Origin of the sequence: Methylosinus sp., assembly GCF_036560965.1 — a bacterium.
In the GTDB taxonomy this organism is placed as follows: Bacteria; Pseudomonadota; Alphaproteobacteria; order Rhizobiales; family Beijerinckiaceae; genus Methylosinus.
In genome coordinates, this window is record NZ_DATBQF010000017.1 from 1 (window position 1) to 23,544 (window position 23,544).

Consider the following 23,544-nt stretch of genomic DNA (forward strand, 5'->3'; position numbering starts at 1 on the left):
GACACATAAATCCCCATAGCTCGCGGCGGCGACGGCGCCCTTCCGACTCGCGGTTTCCTTCCTTGGAGGTTTTCGGATGCCGGCCCTAAGGCTGCGCGACGCCGAGTGCTCGCAAAGGGCCGGCATCCGAAAACCTTTACACGAACGGAAACTCGAACCGCAGATCCACGGCGCGCACCGCGCCACTCCCCCCTAAAACCACACATCCCGCACACATCTCCCATCTCCCGGCAGATCGTCGAATGTCTCCAGCCCGTCGAAATGATCGATCGCCAGATGCGCGACCTCTTCCGGCGGCGCGAGGCGGAGATTGACCGCTATGCGGCGGCGGCCGTCCGCGTCGAGACGCAGGCCGCGCCAGCACAGCACGCAGCCGCAGGTCGGGCAAAAACGGATTTCGAGAGCGGGCGCGGCCACGCCGATGCGCGTGTAGGCGCGGGTCTCGCCGAAAATGCGAATCCGCTCGCCTTCGTAATCATAGGCCCATAGCGCGCCATAGCGGCGGCAGAGCGTGCAATTGCAGGCGGTGGCCGAGCCGGGATCGCCCTCGAGCGTCCAATGGGCGGCGCCGCAGTGACAGCTTCCTTTCAACATGGCCCCTCGCGGCGCGATCGAATGCGGATACGGTAATCGCTCTGGTCGAATTTTATTCGGCGAGTGTGGCGAGCCGTCCCTTTTTGTCAATTTGCGACCGCCTCGGTCGGCCGTCCCCGGGACCCGTGATCGCGGAGGAGCAAAGCGGCGAAGCGATCCCGCGCTCGCCCCGAGGCTGAAGGATCGTTTGCTCTGCTCGCAACGAAGGACCTCGAATTTCGTAGGGGGCTTGACTCGACTGTTATAAGATATATCTTAGACGCGTCTAAACAAAAGGAGACATGTTTATGAGGCATCAACACAGACATTCGGGTCCTGGCGAGCATTCGGCCTTCGGCGAGATGCGTGGCGAAATGCGCTGCGGCATGCACGGAATGCACGGCGGAATGCACGGAATGCGCGGCGGCGGCGGGGACGAGTCCTTCGGCCGCGGCGGACGGGGACCGCGCGGCTTCGGCGGTCCTGGCGGTTTCGGTCACGGCCGCGGTGAAGGCGAGCGGGGTGGCCGCGGTCGGCGCCGCATGTTCGAGGGCGGCGAGCTGCGGCTCGTGATCCTGCTGCTGCTCGAGAGCGAGCCCCGGCACGGCTATGACGTCATTCGCGAGATCGAGACGCGCACCGGCGGCGCCTATGCGCCGAGCCCCGGCATCGTCTATCCGACGCTGACCCTGCTCGAGGAGCTGGGCCAGGTGGAGGTCCAGCCGACCGAGGGCGCCAAAAAGCTCTATGCGATCACCGACGCCGGCAAGGCGCATCTCACGGAGAATCGCAAGGAGGCGGAGGCGGCGCTCGCCCGTTTCGAGGAGCTGCGCGCCCGCGCCGCATCCGTGGACGCGGGGCCCGTCTTCCGGGCGATGGGCAATCTGAAGGCCGTGCTGGCGCAAAGGCTCGCCGGCGCGACGGACAAGGAGCTGCTGTTCCAGGTCGCCGATCTCATCGACGAGGCGGCGCGCAAGATCGAGCGGTTGTGAAGGGAGCGCGAGCCAAAGGCTCGCGGCCCGAAATCCGCGTCACTCCACAGTGACGCTTTTCGCCAGATTGCGCGGCTGGTCGACATCCTTCCCCATGAACACCGCCACATGATAGGCGAGCAATTGCACGGGGACGGCATAGACCAGCGGCGCGAAGGCTCCGCTCATCTCGGGCAGCTCGATGAAGCCCGCGAGCTCGGCCGCCGCCGCCGCGCGCGCCGCCGCCGAGCCGATGAGAATGAGATGGCCGCCGCGCGCGGCGACCTCCTGAAGATTGGAGACGGTCTTCTCGAGCGTCGCGTCCGGCGGCGCCAGAACGATCACCGGCATGGCGTAGTCGATCAGCGCGATCGGCCCGTGCTTCAGCTCGCCGGCGGCGTATCCCTCCGCGTGAATGTAGGACAGCTCCTTCAGCTTCAGCGCGCCTTCCAGCGCCAGCGGAAAGGCGCCGCCACGGCCCAGATACAAAATGCTCGACGCCCGCGCCACATCGCGGGCGACCGGCTCGACCAGCGCCTCGCGGGCGAGCGCGCCGGCCATCTGGCCCGGCGTCGCGGCGAGCTCGCGCACCAGGCGTTTTTCGTCCGCCTCGCTCAGCACGCCGCGGGCGCGGCCGAGCGCTATGGCGAGGCTCGCGAAGACGGCGAGCTGGCAGGTGAAGGCCTTGGTGGAGGCGACGCCGATCTCCGGGCCGGCCAGCGTCGGCGCGATCGTGTCGCTCTCGCGCGCGATCGTCGAGGTCTCGACATTGACGATGGAGAGAATGTGCTGGCCTTGCGCCTTGGCGTAGCGCAGCGCGGCCAGCGTGTCGGCCGTCTCGCCCGATTGCGAGACGACGATCATCAGGCCGTTGTCGGCCAGCGGCGCCTCGCGATAGCGAAACTCCGAGGCGATGTCGATGTCGACCGCGAGCCGCGCATAGCGCTCGATCCAATAGCGTGCGATGAGCCCGGCGTAATAGGCCGTGCCGCAGGCGGAAATGGTGACGCGCGAGAGTTTCTTCGGATCGAAGGGCAGATCGAAGGGCAGGCGCGCCTCGCCGGCGGAGAGATCGAGATAATGCGACAGCGTGCGGCCGACGACCTCCGGCTGCTCGTGAATCTCCTTGGCCATGAAATGGCGGAAATTGCCCTTGTCGACGAGGAAGGAGCCCGGCTGTAGAGTCTGGCGGCGGCGCTCCGCCTCCTTGCCGGCGGCGTCGTAGAAAGTGACCGTCTCGCGCGTCAGCACGACATGGTCGCCCTCCTCGAGATAGGCAATCGCCTTGGCGAAGGGCGCGAGCGCCAGAGCGTCGGAGCCGAGATAGACGCCGTCGTCGCCCCAGCCGGCGGCGAGCGGCGCGCCACGGCGCGCGCCGATGAGCAGATCCTCCTCGCCCTCGAACAGGAAGGCGAGCGCGAAGGCGCCGTCCAGCCGGGCGAGCGCGGCGGCCACGGCTTCGCGCGGGGCGGCTCCCTTGCCGCGCTCCTCGCCGACCAGATGGGCGACGACTTCCGTGTCGGTCTCGGTGGCGAAGACATGGCCTTTGGCGGTCAGCTCCTCCCGCAATTCGCGGAAATTCTCGATGATGCCGTTGTGGACGACGGCGAGGCCGCCGCTCGTATGCGGATGGGCGTTGGTCTCGGTGGGGCGGCCATGCGTCGCCCAGCGCGTGTGGCCGATGCCGCTCGTCCCCAGCAGCGGCGCGGCGGCGAGCTTCTCCTCGAGATTGCGCAGCTTGCCGCTGGCGCGCAGCCGCGTGAGCCTGCCCTTCTCGAGCGTGGCGACGCCGGCCGAGTCATAGCCGCGATATTCGAGCCGCTTCAACGCCTCGACGAGGGCGGGCGCGACCGGCTCGCGTCCGAGAATGCCGACGATGCCGCACATGAAAATGTCTCCTCGGTCGAAGCGCCACGGTGCGAGCAGACTAGCCCGTTTCCGTTACGATTATCCTAGACAGAGCATTAGGGCATTTCTCGGAGCCGGCGAGACGCGCGAGCCGGTTGCTGCGGTTTTCGGCTCGGCCGATTTTTGCGATCGATCATGCTGGACGGGCCCTCATCCGACCCGACTTCGTCGGGCCACCTTCTCCCACGCGTGGGAGAAGGGTCATTTGGCGGATTTCTTCGCCTTCTGGACGCGGCGGAAGCTCTCCGCCCAGCCGGCTTTCTCCATTTGGCGGCCGCGGGCCACGGCCAGAGCGTCCGCCGAGACATTCTTGGTGACCACCGAGCCGGAGCCGACATAGGCCCCGTCGCCGATCGTCACCGGGGCGACCAGCGCCGAATTGGAGCCGATGAAGGCGTTCTCGCCGATGACCGTGCGATATTTGAAGAAACCGTCGTAATTGCAGGTGATGACGCCGGCGCCGATGTTGGAATGCGCGCCGACCGAGGCGTCGCCGATATAGGTCAGATGATTGACCTTGGCGCCGACGCCGATGTCGGCGGCCTTGATCTCGACGAAATTGCCGACCTTGGCCTCGGCGGCGAGCCGCGCGCCCGGCCGCAGCCGCCCATAGGGGCCGACCGTGGCGCGCTCGCCCACCGCCGCGCCCTCGAGATGCGAATAGGCGTGGATCGTCGCGCCGTCGGCGATCGCGACGCCGGGGCCGATGACGACGCCGGGCTCGATCGTCACATCGCGGCCGATCTGCGTGTCATAGGAGAGGAACACCGTTTGCGGCGCGATCAGCGTCGCGCCTCCCAGCATGGCGGCGCGTCGCAGGCGCTCCTGGGCGACGGCCTCGGCGCGGGCGAGCTGGACGCGGTCGTTGACGCCGAGAACCTCCTCCTCCGCCGCGACCACCAGCCGCGTCCCCAGCCCGGCGGCGGCGGCGCGGGCGACGATGTCGGTGAGATAAAATTCTTTCTGGGCGTTGGCGGCGTCGATCCCGTCCAGCAGCGCGAGCGCCTTTGCCCCGGCGATCGCCATCAAGCCGGCGTTGCACAGCCGGCAGGCGCGCTCGGCCTCGCTGGCGTCCTTCTCCTCGCGAATGGCGACCGGGCGGCCCTCCGAGTCGCAGAGTATCCGGCCATAGCCGTGAGGGTCCGCGGCCTCGAAGGCGAGCACGGCGACCGCTGCGCCCTCGGCCAGCGCCGCGCGCAGCGCCGCGATCGTCTCGGCGCGCACCAGAGGCGTGTCGGCGAACAGCACGACGATGTCGTCCACGCCCGAGGCGAAGGCCGCGCGCGCCGCCAGCACGGCGTGAGCGGTGCCGAGCTGCTTCTCCTGGACGAAGATCTGCGCCCCGGGCCGCTGGCGGCGCGCCTCGGCGGCGACATCGTCCCGGCCGGCGCCGATGACGACGGCGATCTCGTCGAGCGCCGCCGCCGCGGCCAGCGCATGGCCGAGCATGGACCGCCCCGCGACCTCGTGGAGGACCTTGGGGCGGCGCGATTTCATGCGCGTGCCTTCGCCTGCGGCCAGCACCACGGCGAGGGAGCGGCGGTCTCGAGCTTGCTGCATCTTGCTGCGCGGCCTCTGTCGTCTGGCGGGGAGCGGCGGGGTCCCGCGCCGTTTTCCTCTCGTTCATATTCGTTTTGGCAGATTCGCGGGCGGACGGGCAAGCGGCGCCTCGACAGCGCCGCCTCCACAGCGTGGCCTCCACAACGCCGTCTCGGCGCGAGGTATCCGCCGAGCAACCAAAAAAGAAAGATTCGCGTTCCGAAGATCGTCCTTTCAGGTATATCCGATAGACAAGTCCGCCGCTTCTTCCCACTTGCTCGTCAGTCCCGGGTCCCGGTCCCGCATGTTCGTACGCAGAGACCTGTTGAAAGCCACTTTCACCGCGCTCGCCGCCGGAGTTTCCGGCGGCCGCGCCATCGCTCAATCGGCTCCGCCGGCCCCGCCGCCGGGGCCCGCGCTATTCGGCCGGGAGATCGTGATCGAGCTCGCCCGCGCGCTCGCCAAGCGTCCCTTCGCCACGCCCGCCGCGGAATTGCGCGAGCCCTTCGCCAATCTCACCTATGAGCAATATGTCGGCATAAAGACCCGGCCGGGGGCGGCCATATGGAGCGGCGAGAATCGCGGCTTCTCGGTGGAGCCGCTGCATCGGGGGTTCATCTTCGGCGCGCCGGTCGAGCTTTATGTCGTCGAGGACAAGATCGCCCGGCGCGTCGGCTACGACCCGGCGAAATTCGACTATGGCGCTCTGAAAGTCGGCGACAAATCGCCCGATATCGGCTTCTCCGGCTTTCGCGTGCTCTCTCCGCACGGCGGCGGCGGCGACACCGAGCTGGCCCTGTTCCAGGGCGCGAGCTTCTATCGCGCGCTCGTCCGTGGCCAGACTCTGGGCGTCACCGCCCGCGGCCTCTCCATCCGCACCGCCGATCCGCGCGGCGAGGAGTTCCCCGTCTTCCGCAGCTTCTGGATCGAGAAGCCGACGATCGCCGACAACGCGCTGGTCATTCACGCGCTGCTCGATTCGCAGAGCGTGACGGGAGCCTATCTGTTCACGCTGCGGCCCGGCGAGGCGACGATCATCGATGCCGAGCTCACTCTGTTTCCGCGCGTGACGATCGATCATCTGGGGCTCGGCGGCACGGCGGCGGCCTCGCTGTTCACGCCGCTCGACCATCGCCGCTCCGACGATCCGCGGCCGAGCGTCGCCGAGACCAATGGGCTGCAAATGCTCACCGGCAAGGACGAATGGCTGTGGCGCCCGGTCTCCAATCGCGACACGCTGCAAATCTCGGCCTTCGTCGACGCCAATCCGAAAGGCTTCGGATTTTTGACGCGCGACCGCGACATCGAGACCTATCAGGACGACATACAGCATTGGGAGCTGCGTCCTTCGCTCTGGGTGGAGCCGATCGGCGATTGGGGCGAGGGCTCGGTGCAGCTCGTCGAGATTCCGTCCGAATCGGAGGTGAACGCCAATATCGTGGCCTATTGGCGGCCCAAGCAGCCGCTCGCGGCCGGCAAGGAGGCGACCTTCGCCTATCGGCAGTTCTGGTGCTGGAGCCCGCCGGCGCGCCCGCCCTTCGCTGTCGCCGTCTCGGCGTTCGGCGGCCGCGCGCCGACGCCGAAACTGCGCCGTTTTATCGTCCAGTTTGCCGGCGACAATCTCGGCGATCCGCAACGAGTCGCCAATTTGCGGCCCGCCTTGACGACGTCGCCGGGATCGGCGACGAACATTCGCGTCTATCTCAATCCGAAGGCCAAGACATGCCGCGTCGTCTTCGACGTCGATCCCGCCGGCGAGACCTTCTGCGAGCTGCGCCTCGTCCTCCAATCGGGCGACGAGCCGATCAGCGAAACCTGGCTCTATAGATGGACGGTGTAGCGCTCTCTCTCGTCGAACCCGTTCCGCCGGACGTCGCGGCCCCGCCGCCGCCCGCCGATCCCGCCGCCGCGCCGCCCATGCCGCCGGAGCGCCGGCTCGAGATGCCGACGCAAGCGCTCTGGCGATTCAAGGGGCGGGAGCGTCGCCGGCGCGCCGCGCCGCAGCTCTGGCGCACGCCCTGGATCTCGCGTTTCGTCACCTTCGGCGGCGGCCTCGCGCTCACCGTCTATGGCGGCCACGAGATGTATCGCGTCATCGACGTCGGCGGCGTCACGACGTTGAAATGGGCGCTGCTCGCGCTGTTCGTCTTGAACTTCTCCTGGATCGCGCTCTCTTTCGCCAGCGCCGTCGTCGGCTTTGTCGCACTGCTGTTCGGGCGTCGTCCGCCGCCGCCGCCGGAGACGCTTCACGCGCGCACCGCCGTGGCGATGCCGATCTACAATGAAGCGCCGAGCCGCGTTTTCGGCGCGCTGCAAGCCATATTGCAGGATGTCGAGGCGACCGGCCTCGGCGCGCATTTCGACTGGTTCTTTCTCTCCGACACCACCAATCCGGACATATGGGTCGCCGAGGAGCGCGCCTTCGCCGCCATGCGCCGCAGGCTGGGGCCGCAGGCGCGCGTCTATTATCGCCGGCGCGAGAAGAACACGAGCCGCAAGGCCGGCAATATCGCCGATTTCGTGACGCGCTGGGGCGGCGCCTATGAGCAGATGGTGGTGCTCGACGCCGACAGCCTGATGGCCGGCGACGCCATCGTGCGGCTCGCCGCGGCGATGGAGGCCGACCCGGACGCCGGCATCATCCAGACGCTGCCGCTCATCATCAACCGCAACACGCTGTTCGCGCGCGTGCAGCAATTCGCCGCGCGCATCTATGGCCCCATCATCGCGGCGGGGCTCTCGCAATGGATGGGGCGCGACGGCAATTATTGGGGCCATAACGCCATCATCCGCACGCAGGCTTTCGCGCATCATTGCGGCCTGCCCGATCTCAAGGGCCGTCCGCCTTTCGGCGGGCATATTCTCAGCCATGATTTCGTCGAGGCGGCGCTCATCCGCCGCGCCGGCTACGCCGTCTATATGATGCCGACGCTCGGCGGCTCCTATGAGGAGAGCCCGCCCTCGCTGATCGATCTGTCGATCCGCGATCGTCGGTGGTGCCAGGGCAATCTGCAGCATTCGCGCATATTGGGAGCGCGCGGCTTCCATTGGGCGACGCGGCAGCATTTCCTCACCGGAATATTCGGCTATCTCACCTCGCCGCTCTGGCTCGGCCAGCTGCTCGTCGGCATCGTGCTCGTCTTTCAGGCGAGCTATTTCCGGCCCGAATATTTCACCGCCAAATTCACGCTCTTCCCGGTGTGGCCGCGCTTCGACGCGGAGCGCTCGCTGGCGTTGTTCGCGCTCACCATGGCGATCCTGCTGGCGCCGAAGCTGCTGGGGCTGATTCTCGCGATTGTCGACCGCGAGACGCGGCGCGGCTCCGGCGGCGTCTTCATGCTGCTGGTCTCGACCTTGTTCGAGGTGCTGATGTCGGCGCTGCTCGCGCCGATCATGATGCTGATCCAGACCGGGCATGTGTTTCACATATTGTTCGGCTTCGACACCGGCTGGGACCCGCAGCGGCGCGACGACGGCTCGGTTCCCTTCAAGGCGATCGTGCGGCGCCATCAGTGGCATGTGGCGCTCGGCGTGCTGACGCTGGTCGCGGGCCTGATGATCTCGCCCTCGCTCGTCGCCTGGATGTCGCCGACCATCGCCGGCCTCATTCTGGCGATCGGCATTTCCTACATCACCGGCCAGCGCTGGCTCGGCCTCGTCTTCCGCCGCGCCGGCGTGCTGGTGACGCCCGAGGAGACGAAGACGCCGAAGATCGCGCGCAAGGGCCGCGCGCTGCATCGGCTGCTGGCGCGCGCCGGGCAGGACGAGGAAAACTGCCTGCTGGCGATTCACGGCGACCCGGAGCTGCGCGCCTTGCACGAGGCCTGGCTGCCGACGCGCCCGCCGCGCAAGCGCGGGGCCGTCTCCGCCGATCGCGCCTTGGCGGAGGCCAAGCTCGCCGACGCCGAATCGCTCGAGGATGCGGTGGCGTGGCTCGATCGCGGCGAGCGGCTCGTCGTGCTGGGCGACCGCGCTCTGCTCGGCATGGTCGCGCGCCTGCCGCGCCGCGCGGAGAAGGAAGCCGAGGCGCCGGCGCAAGAGGCCGACGCGTCGCGGCTGGCGAGCTGAAGGCGCGCGTCTTCGGCGTTCGGCGGTAGGCTTTCAGGCCGCGATGCGCTGGCGTCGCATGATCTCGTCATAGACGCCGAGGATGCGCTCGACATGGCGCTCGAGCGTCGGCGGATCGCGCCAATAGGCGGCGTGAGCGCCCGCCGACAGACGCGTGACCAGCGCATCGTCCTTCATCCGCGTCAGCGCTTCGGCGAGCGATTCGACATTGGCGCTTTCGAACCAGAGGCCGGTCTCGCCATTCGTCACCTCCTCGCGTCCCGCGCAGACGTCGGAGACGATGACGGGCGTTCCCATCGCCTTCGCCTCCATCACGGTGAGCGGCTGGCCCTCGTACCACAGCGAGGGGAAGACCAGCGCTCGCGCGGCGCGCATATGCGCCTGCGCCTGCTCCGGCGGCAGCCAGCCGAGAAAGCGCGCCTGCGGAACGCGCGCGCGCAATTCTCCGGCGATCGGCCCATCGCCGATGAAGACCGGCGTGACGCCGGCGCGCGCCGCCGCCTCGGCGAAGACGAAGGCGCCCTTTTCCGGCGAGAGGCGGCCGACGAAGATGAAATCGCCGGAGGCGGGATCGCTCTTTGGTCCGAGGTCGCGCGCGTCGACCGGATTGGAGACGCGATGCAGCCGCACGTCCTTCGGCAGATAGCGTCCGATGATCTCCTCCTGATAGTCGGAGATGCAGACGTAGTCGGAGAACAGCTCCGGGAATTTGACGTGATCGCGCGCGTAGGCGAGGCGGGCGCTGCGCCAGATCTTGCGCGGATAATTGACCGCGTCGCAGGCCGTCGCCCAGCAGGCGGCGGAGAGCGGCTCCAGCGGGCAGAGCGCATGCTTCTGATAATTGTAGAAGCCGCCATTGGGGCAGAACAGGAAATATTCGTGCAGCGTGTAGACGCAGGGCAGGCCGGAGGCGCGGATCGGCTGGGCGATGGCCGGCGAGAGCGCCTTGGCCCAGCCATGCACATGCACGATCGTCTCGTCCTTCGGCAGGCGGGCCAGGAGCGCGCCGAGCGCCTGCTCCGCGGGACGATTCCAAACGCCCTGAAAGGCGGCGACGGCGCGCGAGGGATTGCCGAGCAGATCATGCTGCCCGAGACAGACGACCTCGACGCCGGCCGCGGCGAGCCGCTCGTCCACCGGCGCGGCGGCGGCGAAGAGGATGGGGCGCGCGCCATGGGCGGCGAGCCCGAGCGCGCTCTCGATCGCCACTTTGGCCTGGCCGCCGGTCACGGAGGCGTGGTCGACGCAGATGACGACAGTGGGCGCGAAGGCGGCCATGGGGACTCCGGAAAAAAGGCTCGGACGTGATCTTAAGCGTTGCGCCTTAAGCCCTCGTAAGCGTCCCCCGCGCCCCTCTATCATAGCCGGGGCGAAGGGGAAAAATTCTGCTGCGGCCACGTTCTCGCCGGCTCCGTCTCGGTCTATGCTGCGTCGCGCCCGCGCCGGGCGGCAACAGCTATTGGCAGACGCTGACGATCCGCGGCTTCACCACGACATCGGTCTCCGGCTACGGCATGTCGCAGACCTATCGCAACGGCTTGATGCAGCCCTTCGTCATGAATCCGAGCACGGCCAATGTGCAGTCGATCGAGGTCGTGAAGGGGCCGGGCGCCGTGCTCTATGGCCGCGTCGAGCCGGGCGGCTTCGTGGACATGCTCATCAAGCGTCCGCTCGAGACCCCCTATTACTCGATCGAGGAGAAGGTCGGTTCCTGGGGCCGCACGCGCACGACCGTCGACGCGACCGGGCCGCTCACCGCCGACAAGACCTGGCTCTATCGGCTGACCGGCGAATATCTGCACGCCGGCTCCTTCGTCGATTACGTCACCAGCCAGAACGGCTTCGGCGGATTGACGCTCGCCTATCGTCCGGACGAGCGGCTGAAGGTCAATCTCGATCTCGAATACACCGATCTCTACGGGCCCGACAACGCCGCCAATTTCCCGGCCATCGGCAATCGGCCCGCCAATATTCCGATCAGCCGCTATCTCGAGGATCCGACCGTCACGGTCAATAATCCGAACCACTATATGCGGCGTTTCGTCGGCTTCGATTGGGACTATAAGCTCGACGAGACATGGACCCTCGTCAATCGCTTTTCCTACGCCAATACGCGCTATTTGTCGTCGGGCGAGTTCTTCAATTGCGTGTACGATCCGCCCTATCCGACCGGCTGCGCCGGCGCGTCGGCCGTCGGCGACGGCGTCAATTCGCTGATCGTCGGACACAATAATCTGCGCTCGATTTCCACGAGCCTCGACCTGAAAGGCAAGCTCGACACGGGCTTCCTGCATCACGAGATGATGTTTGGAACCGACCATGTCAGCTCCGCCTCGTCCAACAACGCCTATTATGTATTCAACTCGCAGCCCTTCTGGTCCGGCTGGCCGCAGTTCAACATCTACAATCCCTATTACGCCGGCTATGGGACCTCTGGCCAGCTGAAGGCGGGCTCCGGCTTCGCGCTCATCAAGAACCAGGAATGGCAGGGACTCTACGCGCAGGACCTCGTCTCCTTTTACGAGGACAGGATTCATCTGCTCCTCGGCGGGCGATACGACTGGGCCTCGGCGACGAGCAGCACGCAATTCTCGTCGAGCGCGCTCGTCGACAATGCGTTCGATCTCGCGAACTTCAAGGCTGCCCATATCAACGATCACGCCTTCAGCCCGCGCATCGGCCTCGTGATCCAGCCTCTGCCCTGGCTCTCCTTCTACGGCAATTACACGGAGTCCTTCAGCCTCAACAACGGCCTCAACTCCGTGACCTATGCGCCGCTCGGACCCCAGAAGGCCGTGCAATGGGAAGGCGGCGTGAAGATGGAGCTGTTCGACAAGCGCCTTTCCGCGACCTTCGCCTATTACGACATCAAGAAGACCAATGTGGCGCAGAAGAGCGTCGTCGCGCCCTCCGGCGTCTATGATCTGCTCGACGCCGAGAGCAAGGGCGTCGAGATGGACCTCATCGGCCATGTCGACGACAATTGGAGCATCATCGCCAATTACGCGCATACGCAGGCGCGTGTGACGAAGGGCGAGGCCTTCAATCCCGCCGATCCGCTCGATCTCGCCAAGGAGGCGCCGGTGGCCGGTCATCGCCTGCCGGGCGTGCCGGATAATATGGGCGCGGTCTGGATCAAATATGACGCCGATGGCGCGCTGCGCGGCCTTTCGGCCGGCGCCGGCGTGCAGCGCGTCGGCGCGGCGCAGGGCGATCCGGCGAACTCGTTCCAAATGCCGGCCTATACGATCATCAACGCCATGCTCGGCTATCGCTTCGCGATCGGCCCGACTCATGTGACGGCGCAGATCAATGTCGACAACATCGCCAATGAGACGTATTTCTACGGAGCGACGAGCTTCACCAACCGATTTTCGATGACGCCCGGAACGCCGCGCAATGTGCTCGGCTCATTGCGCGTCGAGTTCTGATCGGAACGGCGGCGCAATGATTCATGCGCGCCGGCGGCCGTGTTGACAGCCGCCGGCGTCGCTGGCAGACGAAGCCTCGGCGACGCCGCGAAGCAAGCATTGCGATCCTGGATCGATCGTCGATGGACGGCGGCGCCGTTTCGCCGACTCGAGCGCCGCTGCTTCGCCGCGCTCTATCCTCGAGGACACGCATGGGCGCCGCTTTCCGACTTTCCGTTCTCGCCGCACTCGCGCTCGCCGCCGCGCCCCTCTCCGGGCCGGCGCACGCGCAAAACCCCGCGACGACCACCACCGCCACCGGCATCAAGATCACCGATACGAAAGTCGGGACCGGCGCCGGCGCGGAGCCGGGGCAGATGCTGAAGATGCATTACACCGGCTGGGTGTCGCAGAATGGCGCCAAGGGCAAGAAATTCGACAGCTCGCTGGACCATGGCCAGCCTTTCGAGTTTCGCCTCTCCGCCGGGCAGGTGATCGCCGGCTGGGACCAGGGCATTCTCGGCATGAAGGTCGGCGGCAAGCGCACGCTGGTCATTCCGCCGGAGCAGGGCTATGGCGCGCGCGGCGCCGGCGGCGTGATCCCGCCCAACGCCACGCTCATCTTCGATGTCGAGCTGCTCGAGATCAAAGGCCAGATCTGATCGGCGCGCGTTCCGCCTGTCGCGCCGTCGTCATTGCGAGCGGAGCGAAGCAACCCAGAGACGAGGGGCGCCCTGGATTGCTTCGCGGCTCACGCGTCCCCGATGATGGAGAAGCGCGTTCAGGTCACATCCTCACCAGATGGTCGAAGGCCGACAGCGCCGCCGTCGCGCCTTCGCCCATGGCGATGACGATCTGCTTATAGGGAACCGTCGTCGCGTCGCCCGCCGCGAAAACGCCCGGCGCCGACGTGCTGCAGCGGCGGTCGATCTCGATCTCCTTGTAGCGCGTCAGCGTGACCGCGCCGTCGAGCCATTCGGTGTTCGGCAGCAGGCCGATCTGCACGAACACGCCTTCCAGCTCTATGCTGCGCGTCTGCTCGCTGTCGCGGTCGCGATAGACGAGGCCCGTCACCTTGGCGCCGTCGCCGACGATCTCCGTCGTCTGCGCCGACACGAGGATCGTCACATTGGCGAGCGAGCGCAGCTTCGCCTGCAAGATTCCGTCGGCGCGCAGCTTGGCGTCGAACTCGATCAGCGTCACATGCGAGGCGAGGCCGGCGAGATCGATCGCCGCCTCGACGCCGGAATTGCCGCCGCCGATCACCGCCACGCGCTTGCCCTTGAAGAGCGGCCCGTCGCAATGCGGGCAATAGGCGACGCCCTTGGTCATATATTCGGTCTCGCCCGGCACATTGATGCGCCGCCAGCGCGCGCCCGGCGCCAGAATGATCGTCTTCGATTTCAGCGTCGCGCCATTGGCGAGCGTCAGCTCCGCGAGCCCGCCGGCCTGCGCCGCCGGAACCAGCGCCGAGGCGATCTGGCCATTCATCACATCGACGGAATAGTCCGCGACGTGACGCTCCAGCGCCGCCGCCATTTGCGGGCCTTCCGTGTGCGGAACCGAGATGAAATTCTCGATCCCCGCCGTATCCTGCACCTGGCCGCCGAAACGCTCGGCGACAATGCCGGTGCGCACGCCCTTGCGCGCGGCGTAGATGGCCGCCGCCGCGCCCGCCGGGCCGCCGCCGACGACGAGCACGTCGAAAGGCTCCTTCGCGGAGATGGAGGCGGCCTTCTTCTCGCCGGCGCCGGCGTCGAGCTTGTCGAGAATCTGCTCCAGCGTCGCGCGGCCGTGCTGGAAGGGCTCGCCGTTGAGATAGACCGCGGGCACCGCCATGACGCCGCGCTCCTCCACCTCCTTCGGGAAGAGGCCGCCGTCGATCGCGACATGGCGCACGCGCGGATTGAGCGCCGCCATCGTGTCGAGCGCCTGCACCACCTCGGGGCAGTTCTGGCAGGTGAGCGAGAAATAGGTCTCGAAGCGATAATCGCCGTCGAGCGCCTTTATGCGCGCGATCGTCTCCTCGTCCTCCTTCGGCGGATGGCCGCCGACATGCAGCAGCGCCAGCACGAAGGAGTTGAACTCGTGGCCGCCGGGAATGGCGGCGAAGCGCAGGCCGACATCGGCGCCCTGGCGCTCTATGGCGAAAGAGGGACGGCGCGAATCATCGTCGCTGCGCACATAGGAGATGTTGTCCGAGAGGCTCGCGACCTCCTGCAGCAGCTCGGCGAGCTCTGTGGATTTCTCGCTGTCGTCGAGCGACGCGCGGAGCGTGATGGGCGTGACGATGCGCGCGAAATAGGCCTGCAACTGGGTTTTCAGAGCGGCGTCCAGCATCTTCGACTCCCGATCTTGGAGAACAATCCCTTCACCCTGATGAGCCCGCGCAGCAGGCGTCTCGATGGGTGCGCCGCAGCGCGTTCTGGAGCATCCTTCGAGGCTTTTTGCGTTCCGCAAAAAGCGCCTCGGGATGAGGGACTGAAGCTGCGGGGCGAGGGGGTAGAGCGCCCCCGGCCGGCGAGCCGGCCGGGGGCGTCGTGCGGTATTAGATCTTGCCGACGAGGTCGAGCGAGGGAGCGAGCGTCTTCTGGCCCTCTTCCCACTTGGCCGGGCAGACCTCGCCCGGATGCGCCGCGACATACTGCGCAGCCTTGATCTTGCGCAGCAGCTCGAGCGCATTGCGGCCGACGCCGCCGGCGTTGATCTCGACGATCTGGATCTTGCCGTCCGGATCGATGACGAACGTGCCGCGGTCGGCGAGGCCGGCCTCTTCGATCAGCACGTCGAAATTGCGGCTCAGCGTCAGCGTCGGATCGCCGACCAGCGGATACTCGATCTTGCCGATCGCCGGCGAGGTGTCGTGCCACGCCTTATGGGCGAAATGCGTGTCGGTGGAGACGCCGTAGATCTCGACGCCGATCGCCTTGAAGGCGGCGTAATTGGTGGCGAGATCCTCGAGCTCGGTCGGGCAGACGAAGGTGAAGTCGGCCGGATAGAAGAAGAACACCGACCACTTGCCCTTGAGCGTGGCCTCGGTGACCTCGACGAACTTGCCGGCGTGGAAGGCGGTCGCCTTGAACGGCGTGATCTCGGAGCCGATGAGAGACATGCGTTTTTCCTTTTGCTGGTGGAAGCGCGCGAGAGGCGGATGGTCTGCGCGCGTCTCGGGGAAGACGCGCGGAACCTAAAGGGGTTTCATCATCGATAAAAGCGAAAAAAACAGGCTGCAATAATCGAGTTTGACGATATATATGGCGGATGGCGGTTTTGCCCACGCTCCGGCAGCTGCGTTTTCTGGTCGCCGTCGTCGACGAGCGCCATTTCGGCCGCGCGGCCGAGGCCTGCCTCGTCGGCCAATCGACGCTCAGCGCCGGAATATTGGAGCTCGAGCAATTGCTCGGCGTGCGCTTGTTCGAGCGCACCAAGCGCAAGGTCTCGCCGACGCCGGTCGGCCGCGAATTGGCCGAGCGCGCCCGCACGCTGCTGCGCGAGGCGCAGGATATCGTCGAGCTGGCGCGCGCCGCTCAGGCGCCCATGTCCGGGCCTTTGCGGCTCGGCGTCATTCCAACCATAGGGCCGTTTCTGTTTCCGCGCGTGCTGCCGCGGCTGCGCTCCGCCTTTCCAGAGCTGAAGCTCTACCTGCGCGAGGAGCAGACCGAGCCGCTGCTGGCGCGTCTCGACGCCGGCGAATTGGATGCGGCCGTGCTGGCGCTGCCCTATCCCTCGCGCGGCATGGAGGCGATCGACATAGGCGTCGATCCTTTCGTCGTCGTCTGCCCGCCGGGGCACAGGCTCAGCCGCCTGTCGGCGGTCGGCCATGACGATATGGCGGCCGAGGATCTGCTGCTGCTCGAGGAGGGCCATTGCCTGCGCGATCATGCGCTGGCCGCCTGCGCGCTGGAGGGCGCGCGCCGCAATGTCGCCTTCCAGGGCACGAGCCTCTACACGCTGGCGCAAATGGTGGCGAATGGGCTCGGCGTGACGCTGCTGCCGCAAATGGCGCTCGACGCCGGCATTTTGCGCGGGCTCGATCTCGTCGTGCGGCCGCTTTCGGGCGAGGCGCCGTTTCGTCGCATCGGCGTTGTTTTTCGCGCCTCCTCGGCGCGCAAGGAGACGTTCCGGCGCCTCGCGCGCGCGCTCGAGGGCTTTTTGACGGAGGCCGCCCTCGAGGAGAATGCGCAAGACCGCGCCGCTTCCGCGACCTCGACGCGGGGCGAGCGGAAAAGCCCCGTTGGCGCGCATCGACGAAAGTAGCGCCGTCAGATCGAATGATGCGGCCGATCGAGAATCGCCGCAAAGTCCTTGCGATCGACATTGCCGCCAGAGGCGACGACGACCACCGTCTTTTCTGCGAAGCGATCACGCTCGATCAGCGCGCAGGCGAGCGCCGCCGCGCCGCCCGGCTCCAGCACGATGCGGAAATGCTCGGCGGCGATGCGCATCGCGTCTTCGACTTGCGCATCTGTCGCCGTGAGCCCGCACGCGCCGCAGGCGAGCAGAATGGGCAGCGTGTGGCGGCCCGGCGTCGGCGCCAGCAGCGCATCGCAGATCGAGCCCGCCAGCGCGGCGTTGACCTGCGCGGCGCCGTTCTCCAGCGAGCGGCGCATATCGTCGAAGCCCGCGGGCTCCGCCGTGCACAGCTGCGGCGCGCGCTCGAAGAGCGGCAATGTCAGCGCAATGCCGGAGGCGAGGCCGCCGCCGCTGCACGAGGCGATGATGGCGTCCGGCGCGACGCCCTTCGCCCGCGTCTGCGCGAATATCTCGAGGCCGATGGTTCCCTGTCCGGCGATGGTGCGCGGATCGTCGTACGGATGAATGAAGCGCAGCCCGCCCTGCTCGGCGAGGCGGCGCGTCAGCGCGTCGCGATCATTGCTCAGCCGATCGAAGAATTCCACATGCGCGCCCAGCGCCTTTGTGCGCTCGAGCTTTACGCGGGGCGCGTCGCGCGGCATCACGATCGTCGCGGAAACGCCCATCGCGCGCGCGGCGAAGGCGACCGCCTGCGCGTGATTGCCGGAGGAGACGGCGATGATTCCGCGGCGGCGCTCCTCCTCCGTCAATTGCAATATTTGATTGAATGCGCCGCGCAGCTTGAAGGCGCCGACCGGCTGTAGATTTTCCGCCTTCACGAGCAGATGAAAGCCGATCTCCTCGTCGAGCAGCGGCGCCGTGAGCAAGGGCGTCGTCTCGACATAAGGAGCGATGCGCGCCGCTGCGGCTTCGACATCGGCGAGCGTGAGCGGCTCTGTCATCTAGCGCCCCGTGAATTTCGGCTCGCGTTTCTCGAGAAAGGCGGTGCGGCCCTCGGTGTAATCGGCGCTGTCGAAACAGGCGGCGGTGAGCCGCTCGCAGTCTTCCGCCGAGAGCGCATGCGGCAGGCCCGCGGCGCGTCTTATCGCAGCCTTGGCGGCGCGCAGCGTGAGCGGCGCATTGGCGGCGATCCCGCGCGCGATCGTCATGATCGCCGCGTCGAATCCGTCTTTCGGCAGCACGCGCGAGACGAAGCCGGCGGCGCGCGCTTCCTCGGCGTTCATGCGGCGCGCGGTGAAGAAGAGATCCATGGCGTTCTGCGGGCCGACGGCGGCGACGACATAGCTCATCGCTTCCGGCGGATAGCCGACGCCGAGCTTTCCGGCGGGAATGCCGAACACGCAAGCCTCCGCTGCTATACGCAGATCGCAGGCGGCGGCGAGCCCCATGCCGCCGCCCATGCAATAGCCGGCGATCGCCGCGATCACCGGCTTGCCGAGCCGCGACAATGCGTCGAAAGCCTCGACATTGGCCTGCTCATAGGCGCGGCCGCCTTCGGCCGTCGCGCGCACAGTGGAGAATTCCGAAATATCGGCGCCGGAGCAGAAGGGCAGGGAGGGCGCGCCGGTCAGCACGACGACGCGCACGGATGCGTCGGCGTCGAGAGAGCCGAGCAGCGACGGCAATGCGCGCCACATGGAGAAGTCGAAAGCGTTGCGACGCTCGCCATTGTCGATGAGAATGCGCGCGACGCCATCGTCGACGACGACGCGCAGCTTCGATGTCGAATCAGTCATCGGCCTGTGTCGCTCCCTTGGGATTCGTCCTTCGTCCGGGCGCGCCAGGCCAGAAACTCCGCGTGATCGCATGTATTGCGCGCGGCGTAGAGCATGGCGAAGGAGGCCATGGCGTCGTCGAAGCAAGCGCTCTTGCCCATATAGCCGCAGATGATCGCGGGATCGGCGGAGCGCGCATGGGCGCGCGCCAGAACGCGGCCGCACAGCGCCGCATAATCGTCGAGCGCATGCTCCTCGAACAGCTCCGCGACCGAGCCGAGGCGTCGGCTCTTCAAATGGCGCACATAGAAATGGCGGCCCGTGGCCTCGTCCTTCGTCCAGCCGAGGAAGAGATCGGTCGAGGCCTGCATCACGCGCTGGCCATGGACGACGCGCTTGCCTTCCGCCTGCGTCCATGGCGCGGCGGCCTCCGGCGCGAGCCGCGCCAGCACAGAGGGGCGCGCCTCCTTCAGCTGCAGGAACAAAGGCTCGTCATCGGCGGTGGCGAAGAGGCCGATCGCGCAAAATGTGCCGACGCTGCCGACGCCGACGACCTTGAACGCCGTATCCGTCAGCTCGTAGCGGCGCAAAAGCGCGACGACTTCCGGATTGAGCGTGCCGCCGCAGCCCGCGAACATGGCCGGTATGTCGAAGCGCGTCGCGACGCCGCCGCCATTGCCGACATGATAGATGAGCGGCGGATGCTCTTCTATGCGAAGCCCCAGCGGCGTCGATTCGAGATGCGGGAAATTCTCGTCCTCGCGATCGGGGCGCGTCGCCGCGACGAGGCCGCGCAATTTGCGCGCGAGGCGCTCGTTCAAACCATCCGCGACATGGACGAGATCGATGCGGTCGCGCCACGCCTTCAGCGGCGAGAGGCGCGAGAGGCTGCGCATATGCTGGCGATAGCCGCGCGCGGCGAGCTCGGCGGCGTGGCGCGCGCGCTTGTCGGACCGCCCGGCGTCGAGCGCCGCGACGGCGAAGCTCGCGCAAAGGCGCCGCAGGTCGACGGTGAAGTCGATATCGGGCAGGGTCTCGTCGAAATCGTTTATGTCGAAGAGCACATTGCCTTCCGACGACAAGAGCGCGCCGAAATTCATCAAATGGCAGTCGCCGCAAGATTGCGCGGCGAGGCCGGGCGTCGGCAGGGTGGAGAGGTCCTCCGCCATGATCGCCGCCGCGCCGCGCAGAAACGCGAAGGGCGAATGCGCCATGCGCTCATAGCGAATGGGCAGCAGCGAGGCGACGCGTCCCTCGTCCGTCGCGGCGAGAATGGCGGTGGGGTCGCGCTCCACGGGCGAGAAATCGGCGAGGCTCTCGCGTCGCGTGACGCGCCGCCGCTCCTTGCCCGCGGCGTAGCGCTCGGCGAAAACGCGATGGCGCGAAGACACGGCTCTATGATCCTGCATCGCAATTCTCCATGCGTTCGAAGGAACGCGAAATCTCATGTGAAAGCGCGGCGCGGCCAGGCCCCTAATCGATCGCCGCCTCGATCGCGCGCGCCAGCGCGCCGAGCCTCTGCTCGATCAGCGCCGGCGTCTCGCAGACATAGGACAGCGCATGGCGGCGCTCGTCGAAAATGCGCAGGTCCCATTGCAGCGCCTCGCTGGCGTCCTTCAGCTTTTGCGCGTCTTGCGTCGGCTTGTCCTGCTCGGCTCGCATCGCCTGCGTTTCCTCGCGCAGTCTTTCGGCGAGCTGCTTCTGCTTCGCGCCGTAGCGGTCGAGCCCGGCGAGCACCTCGCGGCGCTCCGCTTCGAGCGTGGCGTAGACGCCGGAAAAAAGCGTCGTCAGCCGTTCCTTGCGCCTGTCGCCGGAGGCCGTGGCGAAGTCGCCGATGAGCTTTTGCGTCGTCTCCATCGGCGTGCGCCGCGCGCTGATGCGGGCGACGAGATCGCCGAGAGCGGCGTCGTCGCGCCAGCTCTTCTGCGCGGCGTCGATCGAAGGGCCGGTCCAGACCCCGGCGACGGCCACGCTCTGCACCCTCACCTGGCGGCAGGGCCAGTCGCCCTGCGCCTGCGGCTGAGCACGCGCCGCGCCGGCGCAGCAAAGAGCGAGAGCCAGAGCGGCGGAGACGTAACTCTTCATGGGGCGATCTGCGGCTGTGAGCGAGGAGCCTTCGTTTACGCCTTTTTGCCGCGCCCGCAAAGCGCGCAGCGCTCGGCGTCGGCGAAAGTAGTTTACTAGGAAACCATATGCGCATAGTTCTCTTGGAGGCAATTTGGAGCCCTCGCTATGCCGCCGCGCGCCTCGCAGCTCACCGACCACCTCGGCTATTGGCTGCGGCAGGTTTCAAATCATGTGTCGCATGGCTTCGCGCGAAAGCTCGCCGACAAGGATGTGACGGTCGCCGAATGGGGGCTGATGCGCATCTTATACGGCAAGGAGCCGAGCGCCCCCAGCCGGCTGGCCGATGAGATGGGCCTGACGCGGGGGGCCGTCACCAAGCTCGCCGACCGCCTTGTCGGCAAGGCTCTCGTCATTCGCGAAGCGAGCAAGGACGATGGGCGCGGGCAAACGCTGAAGCTCACCGCCAAAGGCGCCAAATTCGTGCCGGAGCTGGCCGCTTTGGCCGACAAGAACGAGGTCGAGTGCTTCGCGCATCTCTCCGATGACGACCGGCGCGCGCTCCAGCGCATTCTCGCCGAGACGGTCGCGCGACTCGGCCTCGCCAAAATGCCTCTCGACTGAATCGATCCGCGCTCTAACGAAGGAGAGCTCATGAACGCGCTATTATCCGACATCGCTGAAAGCTGTCTGCGCGCCGCTGAAAGCGATGGCATGGCTTTTCCCGAGATCGTCGGCAGGCTGATGCATGCGGGGTTCGAGAGCTATGCGATCGACTTCCGCCGCGCGACCGCGACCTATTATCTGCCGGATGGCGACAGCGTCGTCCTTACGGCGCATCTCCATCGGGCGCCGATCGCCCCTTCGCTGAACGCCGCTGCTCTGCGGGAGGCGATCAGGGAAGCCCAGCAGTCGGCTCCGGGCTACACTTATCGGGGATTCTGCGAGAAGGCCATGGCGGGCGGCTGCTGCGGCTATGTCGTGTCGTTCTCCGGGCGTCGCGCCGTCTATTTCGGACGCGACGCCGAGACGCATGTCGAATGCTTCCTTCAGCGCTGACGACGCTTATCCGCGCTCGTCGCATAGGCCGGCGCGATCCTCTGGGCTATAATTCGTCCCCATGCGGATCATTCCGGTCATCGATCTGAAGGGCGGCCATGTGGTGCGCGCCTTTCGCGGCGAGCGCGCGTCCTATGCGCCGATCGTGACGCCGCTCGCCGCCTCCAGCACGCCGGAGGCGGTCGTCGCCGGCTTTCTGCGGCTCTATGATTTCGACACGCTCTATGTCGCCGATCTCGACGCCATCGAGCGATGCGGCGGCCATGCGCAGACGATTTGCGCGCTGGCGCTGGCGTTTCCGCAAGTCTCGTTCTGGGTCGACGATGGCGGCTCCGCGCTGCAATGCGAGCCTGAAGGCTCGCGGTCCGATGCGGCGCCTGGACCGCGAGCCTTCAGGCTCGCCAATCTCGCGCCCGTCATCGGCAGCGAGAGTCTCGCGGCGGATCGTGCGCCCGATCTGTCGCATGAGGCGAGCGCCATTCTCTCGCTCGATTTTCGCGGCGACGCCTTTCTCGGACCCCGCGATCTGTTGGACGATCCGCGACTCTGGCCGCCGCGCATCATCGTCATGACTCTGGCGCGCGTCGGCGCTTTCGCCGGGCCGGACCTCGCGCTTTTGTCCGCGGTGGCGCGCCGCGCGCCGGGCCGAGAAATCTACGCGGCGGGCGGGCTGCGCGATGCGCGCGATCTCGAGGCGCTCGCGCGCATCGGCGTCGCCGGCGCGCTCGTCGCCTCGGCGCTGCATGACGGGCGGCTGTCGCGCGACGATCTTCGCAGTGCGTAAAACAAGAAAGAGGAGCCGCGATCGGCGGCTCCTCTTTGATCGATCGACAAATGTCTGCGCCTCAGTCGGCGGCGGCGAAGGGGTGCTTCGCGGTCACGCGCTCGGACAGCACTTTGGAGGCGCTCGGGTCGCCCTTCAGCGCACGCGCGATGGCTTCCTTCGTGGCGCGATAGTTGAACTCCTGGATCTTCTGATCGTCATTGGCTTCCCAATGAATGAACACGCCGACCGAGATGAAGAGGTTCTCGGCCTGCTCGATCGGGATGATCCCTTCGGCGACGCTGTCGGCGACGGCTTTGGCGACGCCATACTGCGCCGGGCCGAACATCTGCACGGCCTGCTTGGCGTTCTTGATCGTCACCTTGTTGAAGAGGATCGTATAAGGCTTGACCAGAAGGTTCGGCGCGACGACGGCGAGCAGCGTGGTGAAGCCGTCCTTGTTGTTGACCAGCGCATTGGCGAAAGCGGTCTCGGCGGAGCTGCCGCGCGGTCCGATCAGCAGATCGATATGCGCGACCTCATTGCCCTCGCCGACGAGCGATTCGCCGACCAGAAGTTTCGGGGTGGAGGAACCGGCGCCGGCCTTCGGAAAGAGGGCGCCCAAAATCTTATCCAGTATCGAAGCCATATTCGATTTCCTTTCGGTCTGTTCGTCACGCCTTGGCGGCGTTGTTCTCGGCCTGCGCGAGGCCCCCCAATCTCGCTGCAACTTCCGTCAGGAAGCCGACTGGTGACGCGCCGACCGCGGATCGATTCGCTTCAATTCGAGTCGACGAAGAGGAGCCGCGGACGGCTCCTCGAGGTCACGGCGACAGGCGCCGCATCGCGGCGAAGCTGCGGCGCGCGGGAAGCGCGCCGTCGCTCGCCGACCGACCGAGCGATGCGCTCAGTTGGCGCCGAAAGGATGCTTGACGTCGTTGCGCTTGGCGACGACTTCAGCGGCCTTCGGCTCGCCCTTGACGGCGCGCGCGATGGCTTCCTTGGTGGCCTGATAGTTGTATTCCTGGATCTTCTTGTCGTCGTTGGCTTCCCAATGGATGAACACGCCGACCGAGATGAACAGGTCATCGGCCTCGGCGAGCGGGATCACGCCTTCGGCGACCGAATCGGCGACGGCCTTGGCGACGCCGGCCTGGGCC

The 23,544-nt window shown here is 66.9% G+C and carries 21 protein-coding genes; 9 read left to right on the top strand and 12 right to left on the bottom strand.

What is annotated here, in order from left to right; genetic code table 11:
• Positions 1-192: 192 nt before the first annotated feature.
• Positions 193-594 carry a GFA family protein gene (locus VIF40_RS04055; RefSeq protein WP_331936239.1) on the bottom strand — a complete coding sequence of 134 codons (402 nt, stop codon included), beginning with the start codon at positions 592-594 and terminating at the stop codon, positions 193-195.
• A gap of 287 nt (positions 595-881) precedes the next feature.
• Here VIF40_RS04055 and VIF40_RS04060 point away from each other — a divergent pair, with 287 nt between their 5' ends.
• Positions 882-1,565, top strand: coding sequence for a PadR family transcriptional regulator (locus VIF40_RS04060; RefSeq protein ID WP_331936240.1), 684 nt, complete (start codon positions 882-884; stop codon positions 1,563-1,565).
• 39 nt (positions 1,566-1,604) lie between these two features.
• On the opposite strand, the gene glmS is transcribed toward VIF40_RS04060, so the two are convergent.
• Positions 1,605-3,431 carry a glutamine--fructose-6-phosphate transaminase (isomerizing) gene (glmS, locus tag VIF40_RS04065; protein ID WP_331936241.1) on the bottom strand — a complete coding sequence of 609 codons (1,827 nt, stop codon included), beginning with the start codon at positions 3,429-3,431 and terminating at the stop codon, positions 1,605-1,607.
• Positions 3,432-3,653: 222 nt separating this feature from the next.
• The gene (gene glmU, locus VIF40_RS04070) at positions 3,654-5,012 is read right to left on the bottom strand and encodes a bifunctional UDP-N-acetylglucosamine diphosphorylase/glucosamine-1-phosphate N-acetyltransferase GlmU (protein WP_331936242.1); all 1,359 of its coding nucleotides are present in this window, start codon (positions 5,010-5,012) and stop codon (positions 3,654-3,656) included.
• Positions 5,013-5,295: 283 nt separating this feature from the next.
• On the opposite strand from glmU, the gene VIF40_RS04075 reads away from it, so the two are divergent.
• Entirely contained in the window at positions 5,296-6,831 is a 1,536-nt protein-coding gene (locus tag VIF40_RS04075; RefSeq protein WP_331936243.1) for a glucan biosynthesis protein, read from the top strand.
• The gene (gene mdoH / locus VIF40_RS04080) at positions 6,819-9,059 is read left to right on the top strand and encodes a glucans biosynthesis glucosyltransferase MdoH (protein ID WP_331936244.1); all 2,241 of its coding nucleotides are present in this window, start codon (positions 6,819-6,821) and stop codon (positions 9,057-9,059) included. Before VIF40_RS04075 ends, mdoH begins: the two co-directional genes overlap by 13 nt.
• A gap of 33 nt (positions 9,060-9,092) precedes the next feature.
• On the opposite strand, the gene VIF40_RS04085 is transcribed toward mdoH, so the two are convergent.
• Positions 9,093-10,337: a glycosyltransferase family 4 protein gene (locus tag VIF40_RS04085; protein ID WP_331936245.1), complete on the bottom strand. Its 1,245-nt coding sequence runs from the start codon at positions 10,335-10,337 to the stop codon at positions 9,093-9,095.
• Positions 10,338-10,447: 110 nt separating this feature from the next.
• Between VIF40_RS04085 and VIF40_RS04090 the strand changes: the two genes are divergently transcribed.
• Entirely contained in the window at positions 10,448-12,490 is a 2,043-nt protein-coding gene (locus VIF40_RS04090) for a TonB-dependent siderophore receptor (protein ID WP_331936259.1), read from the top strand.
• 191 nt (positions 12,491-12,681) lie between these two features.
• Positions 12,682-13,131 (top strand): FKBP-type peptidyl-prolyl cis-trans isomerase, encoded by a 450-nt coding sequence (locus tag VIF40_RS04095; protein WP_331936246.1) that lies wholly within the window; start codon positions 12,682-12,684, stop codon positions 13,129-13,131.
• Positions 13,132-13,255: 124 nt separating this feature from the next.
• Here VIF40_RS04095 and ahpF read toward each other — a convergent pair whose 3' ends face one another.
• A complete protein-coding gene (gene ahpF, locus VIF40_RS04100) occupies positions 13,256-14,809 on the bottom strand; it encodes an alkyl hydroperoxide reductase subunit F (RefSeq protein ID WP_331936247.1) in 1,554 nt (517 codons plus the stop codon).
• Between the two features lie 208 nt (positions 14,810-15,017).
• Positions 15,018-15,581 (bottom strand): alkyl hydroperoxide reductase subunit C, encoded by a 564-nt coding sequence (ahpC, locus tag VIF40_RS04105; RefSeq protein ID WP_331936248.1) that lies wholly within the window; start codon positions 15,579-15,581, stop codon positions 15,018-15,020.
• A gap of 149 nt (positions 15,582-15,730) precedes the next feature.
• Between ahpC and VIF40_RS04110 the strand changes: the two genes are divergently transcribed.
• Positions 15,731-16,726 carry a hydrogen peroxide-inducible genes activator gene (locus tag VIF40_RS04110; protein ID WP_331936249.1) on the top strand — a complete coding sequence of 332 codons (996 nt, stop codon included), beginning with the start codon at positions 15,731-15,733 and terminating at the stop codon, positions 16,724-16,726.
• Positions 16,727-16,731: 5 nt separating this feature from the next.
• On the opposite strand, the gene VIF40_RS04115 is transcribed toward VIF40_RS04110, so the two are convergent.
• From VIF40_RS04115 to VIF40_RS04130, 4 genes are all read right to left on the bottom strand, one after another.
• Positions 16,732-17,724, bottom strand: coding sequence for a threonine/serine dehydratase (locus VIF40_RS04115; protein WP_331936250.1), 993 nt, complete (start codon positions 17,722-17,724; stop codon positions 16,732-16,734).
• The gene (locus VIF40_RS04120; protein ID WP_331936251.1) at positions 17,725-18,519 is read right to left on the bottom strand and encodes an enoyl-CoA hydratase; all 795 of its coding nucleotides are present in this window, start codon (positions 18,517-18,519) and stop codon (positions 17,725-17,727) included.
• Positions 18,516-19,907, bottom strand: coding sequence for a DUF2252 domain-containing protein (locus VIF40_RS04125; protein ID WP_331936252.1), 1,392 nt, complete (start codon positions 19,905-19,907; stop codon positions 18,516-18,518). Before VIF40_RS04125 ends, VIF40_RS04120 begins: the two co-directional genes overlap by 4 nt.
• Before the next feature lie 64 nt (positions 19,908-19,971).
• Positions 19,972-20,583, bottom strand: coding sequence for a hypothetical protein (locus VIF40_RS04130; RefSeq protein WP_331936253.1), 612 nt, complete (start codon positions 20,581-20,583; stop codon positions 19,972-19,974).
• A 147-nt stretch (positions 20,584-20,730) separates the two neighbouring features.
• On the opposite strand from VIF40_RS04130, the gene VIF40_RS04135 reads away from it, so the two are divergent.
• From VIF40_RS04135 to VIF40_RS04145, 3 genes are all read left to right on the top strand, one after another.
• Complete coding sequence (locus tag VIF40_RS04135) at positions 20,731-21,186, top strand: MarR family transcriptional regulator (RefSeq protein WP_331936254.1); 456 nt, start codon at positions 20,731-20,733, stop codon at positions 21,184-21,186.
• 30 nt (positions 21,187-21,216) lie between these two features.
• On the top strand, positions 21,217-21,621 hold the full coding sequence (locus tag VIF40_RS04140; protein ID WP_331936255.1) for a DUF1398 domain-containing protein: 405 nt from the start codon (positions 21,217-21,219) through the stop codon (positions 21,619-21,621).
• Between the two features lie 61 nt (positions 21,622-21,682).
• Positions 21,683-22,405, top strand: a complete 723-nt coding sequence (locus VIF40_RS04145; protein ID WP_331936256.1) for a HisA/HisF-related TIM barrel protein — start codon at positions 21,683-21,685, stop codon at positions 22,403-22,405.
• 61 nt (positions 22,406-22,466) lie between these two features.
• Here the strand turns inward: VIF40_RS04145 and fae are convergent, their stop codons facing one another.
• Positions 22,467-23,033, bottom strand: a complete 567-nt coding sequence (fae, locus tag VIF40_RS04150) for a formaldehyde-activating enzyme (RefSeq protein ID WP_331936257.1) — start codon at positions 23,031-23,033, stop codon at positions 22,467-22,469.
• 258 nt (positions 23,034-23,291) lie between these two features.
• Positions 23,292-23,544 (bottom strand): formaldehyde-activating enzyme (locus VIF40_RS04155; RefSeq protein ID WP_331936258.1); only part of this gene is annotated, 253 nt, incomplete at its 5' end.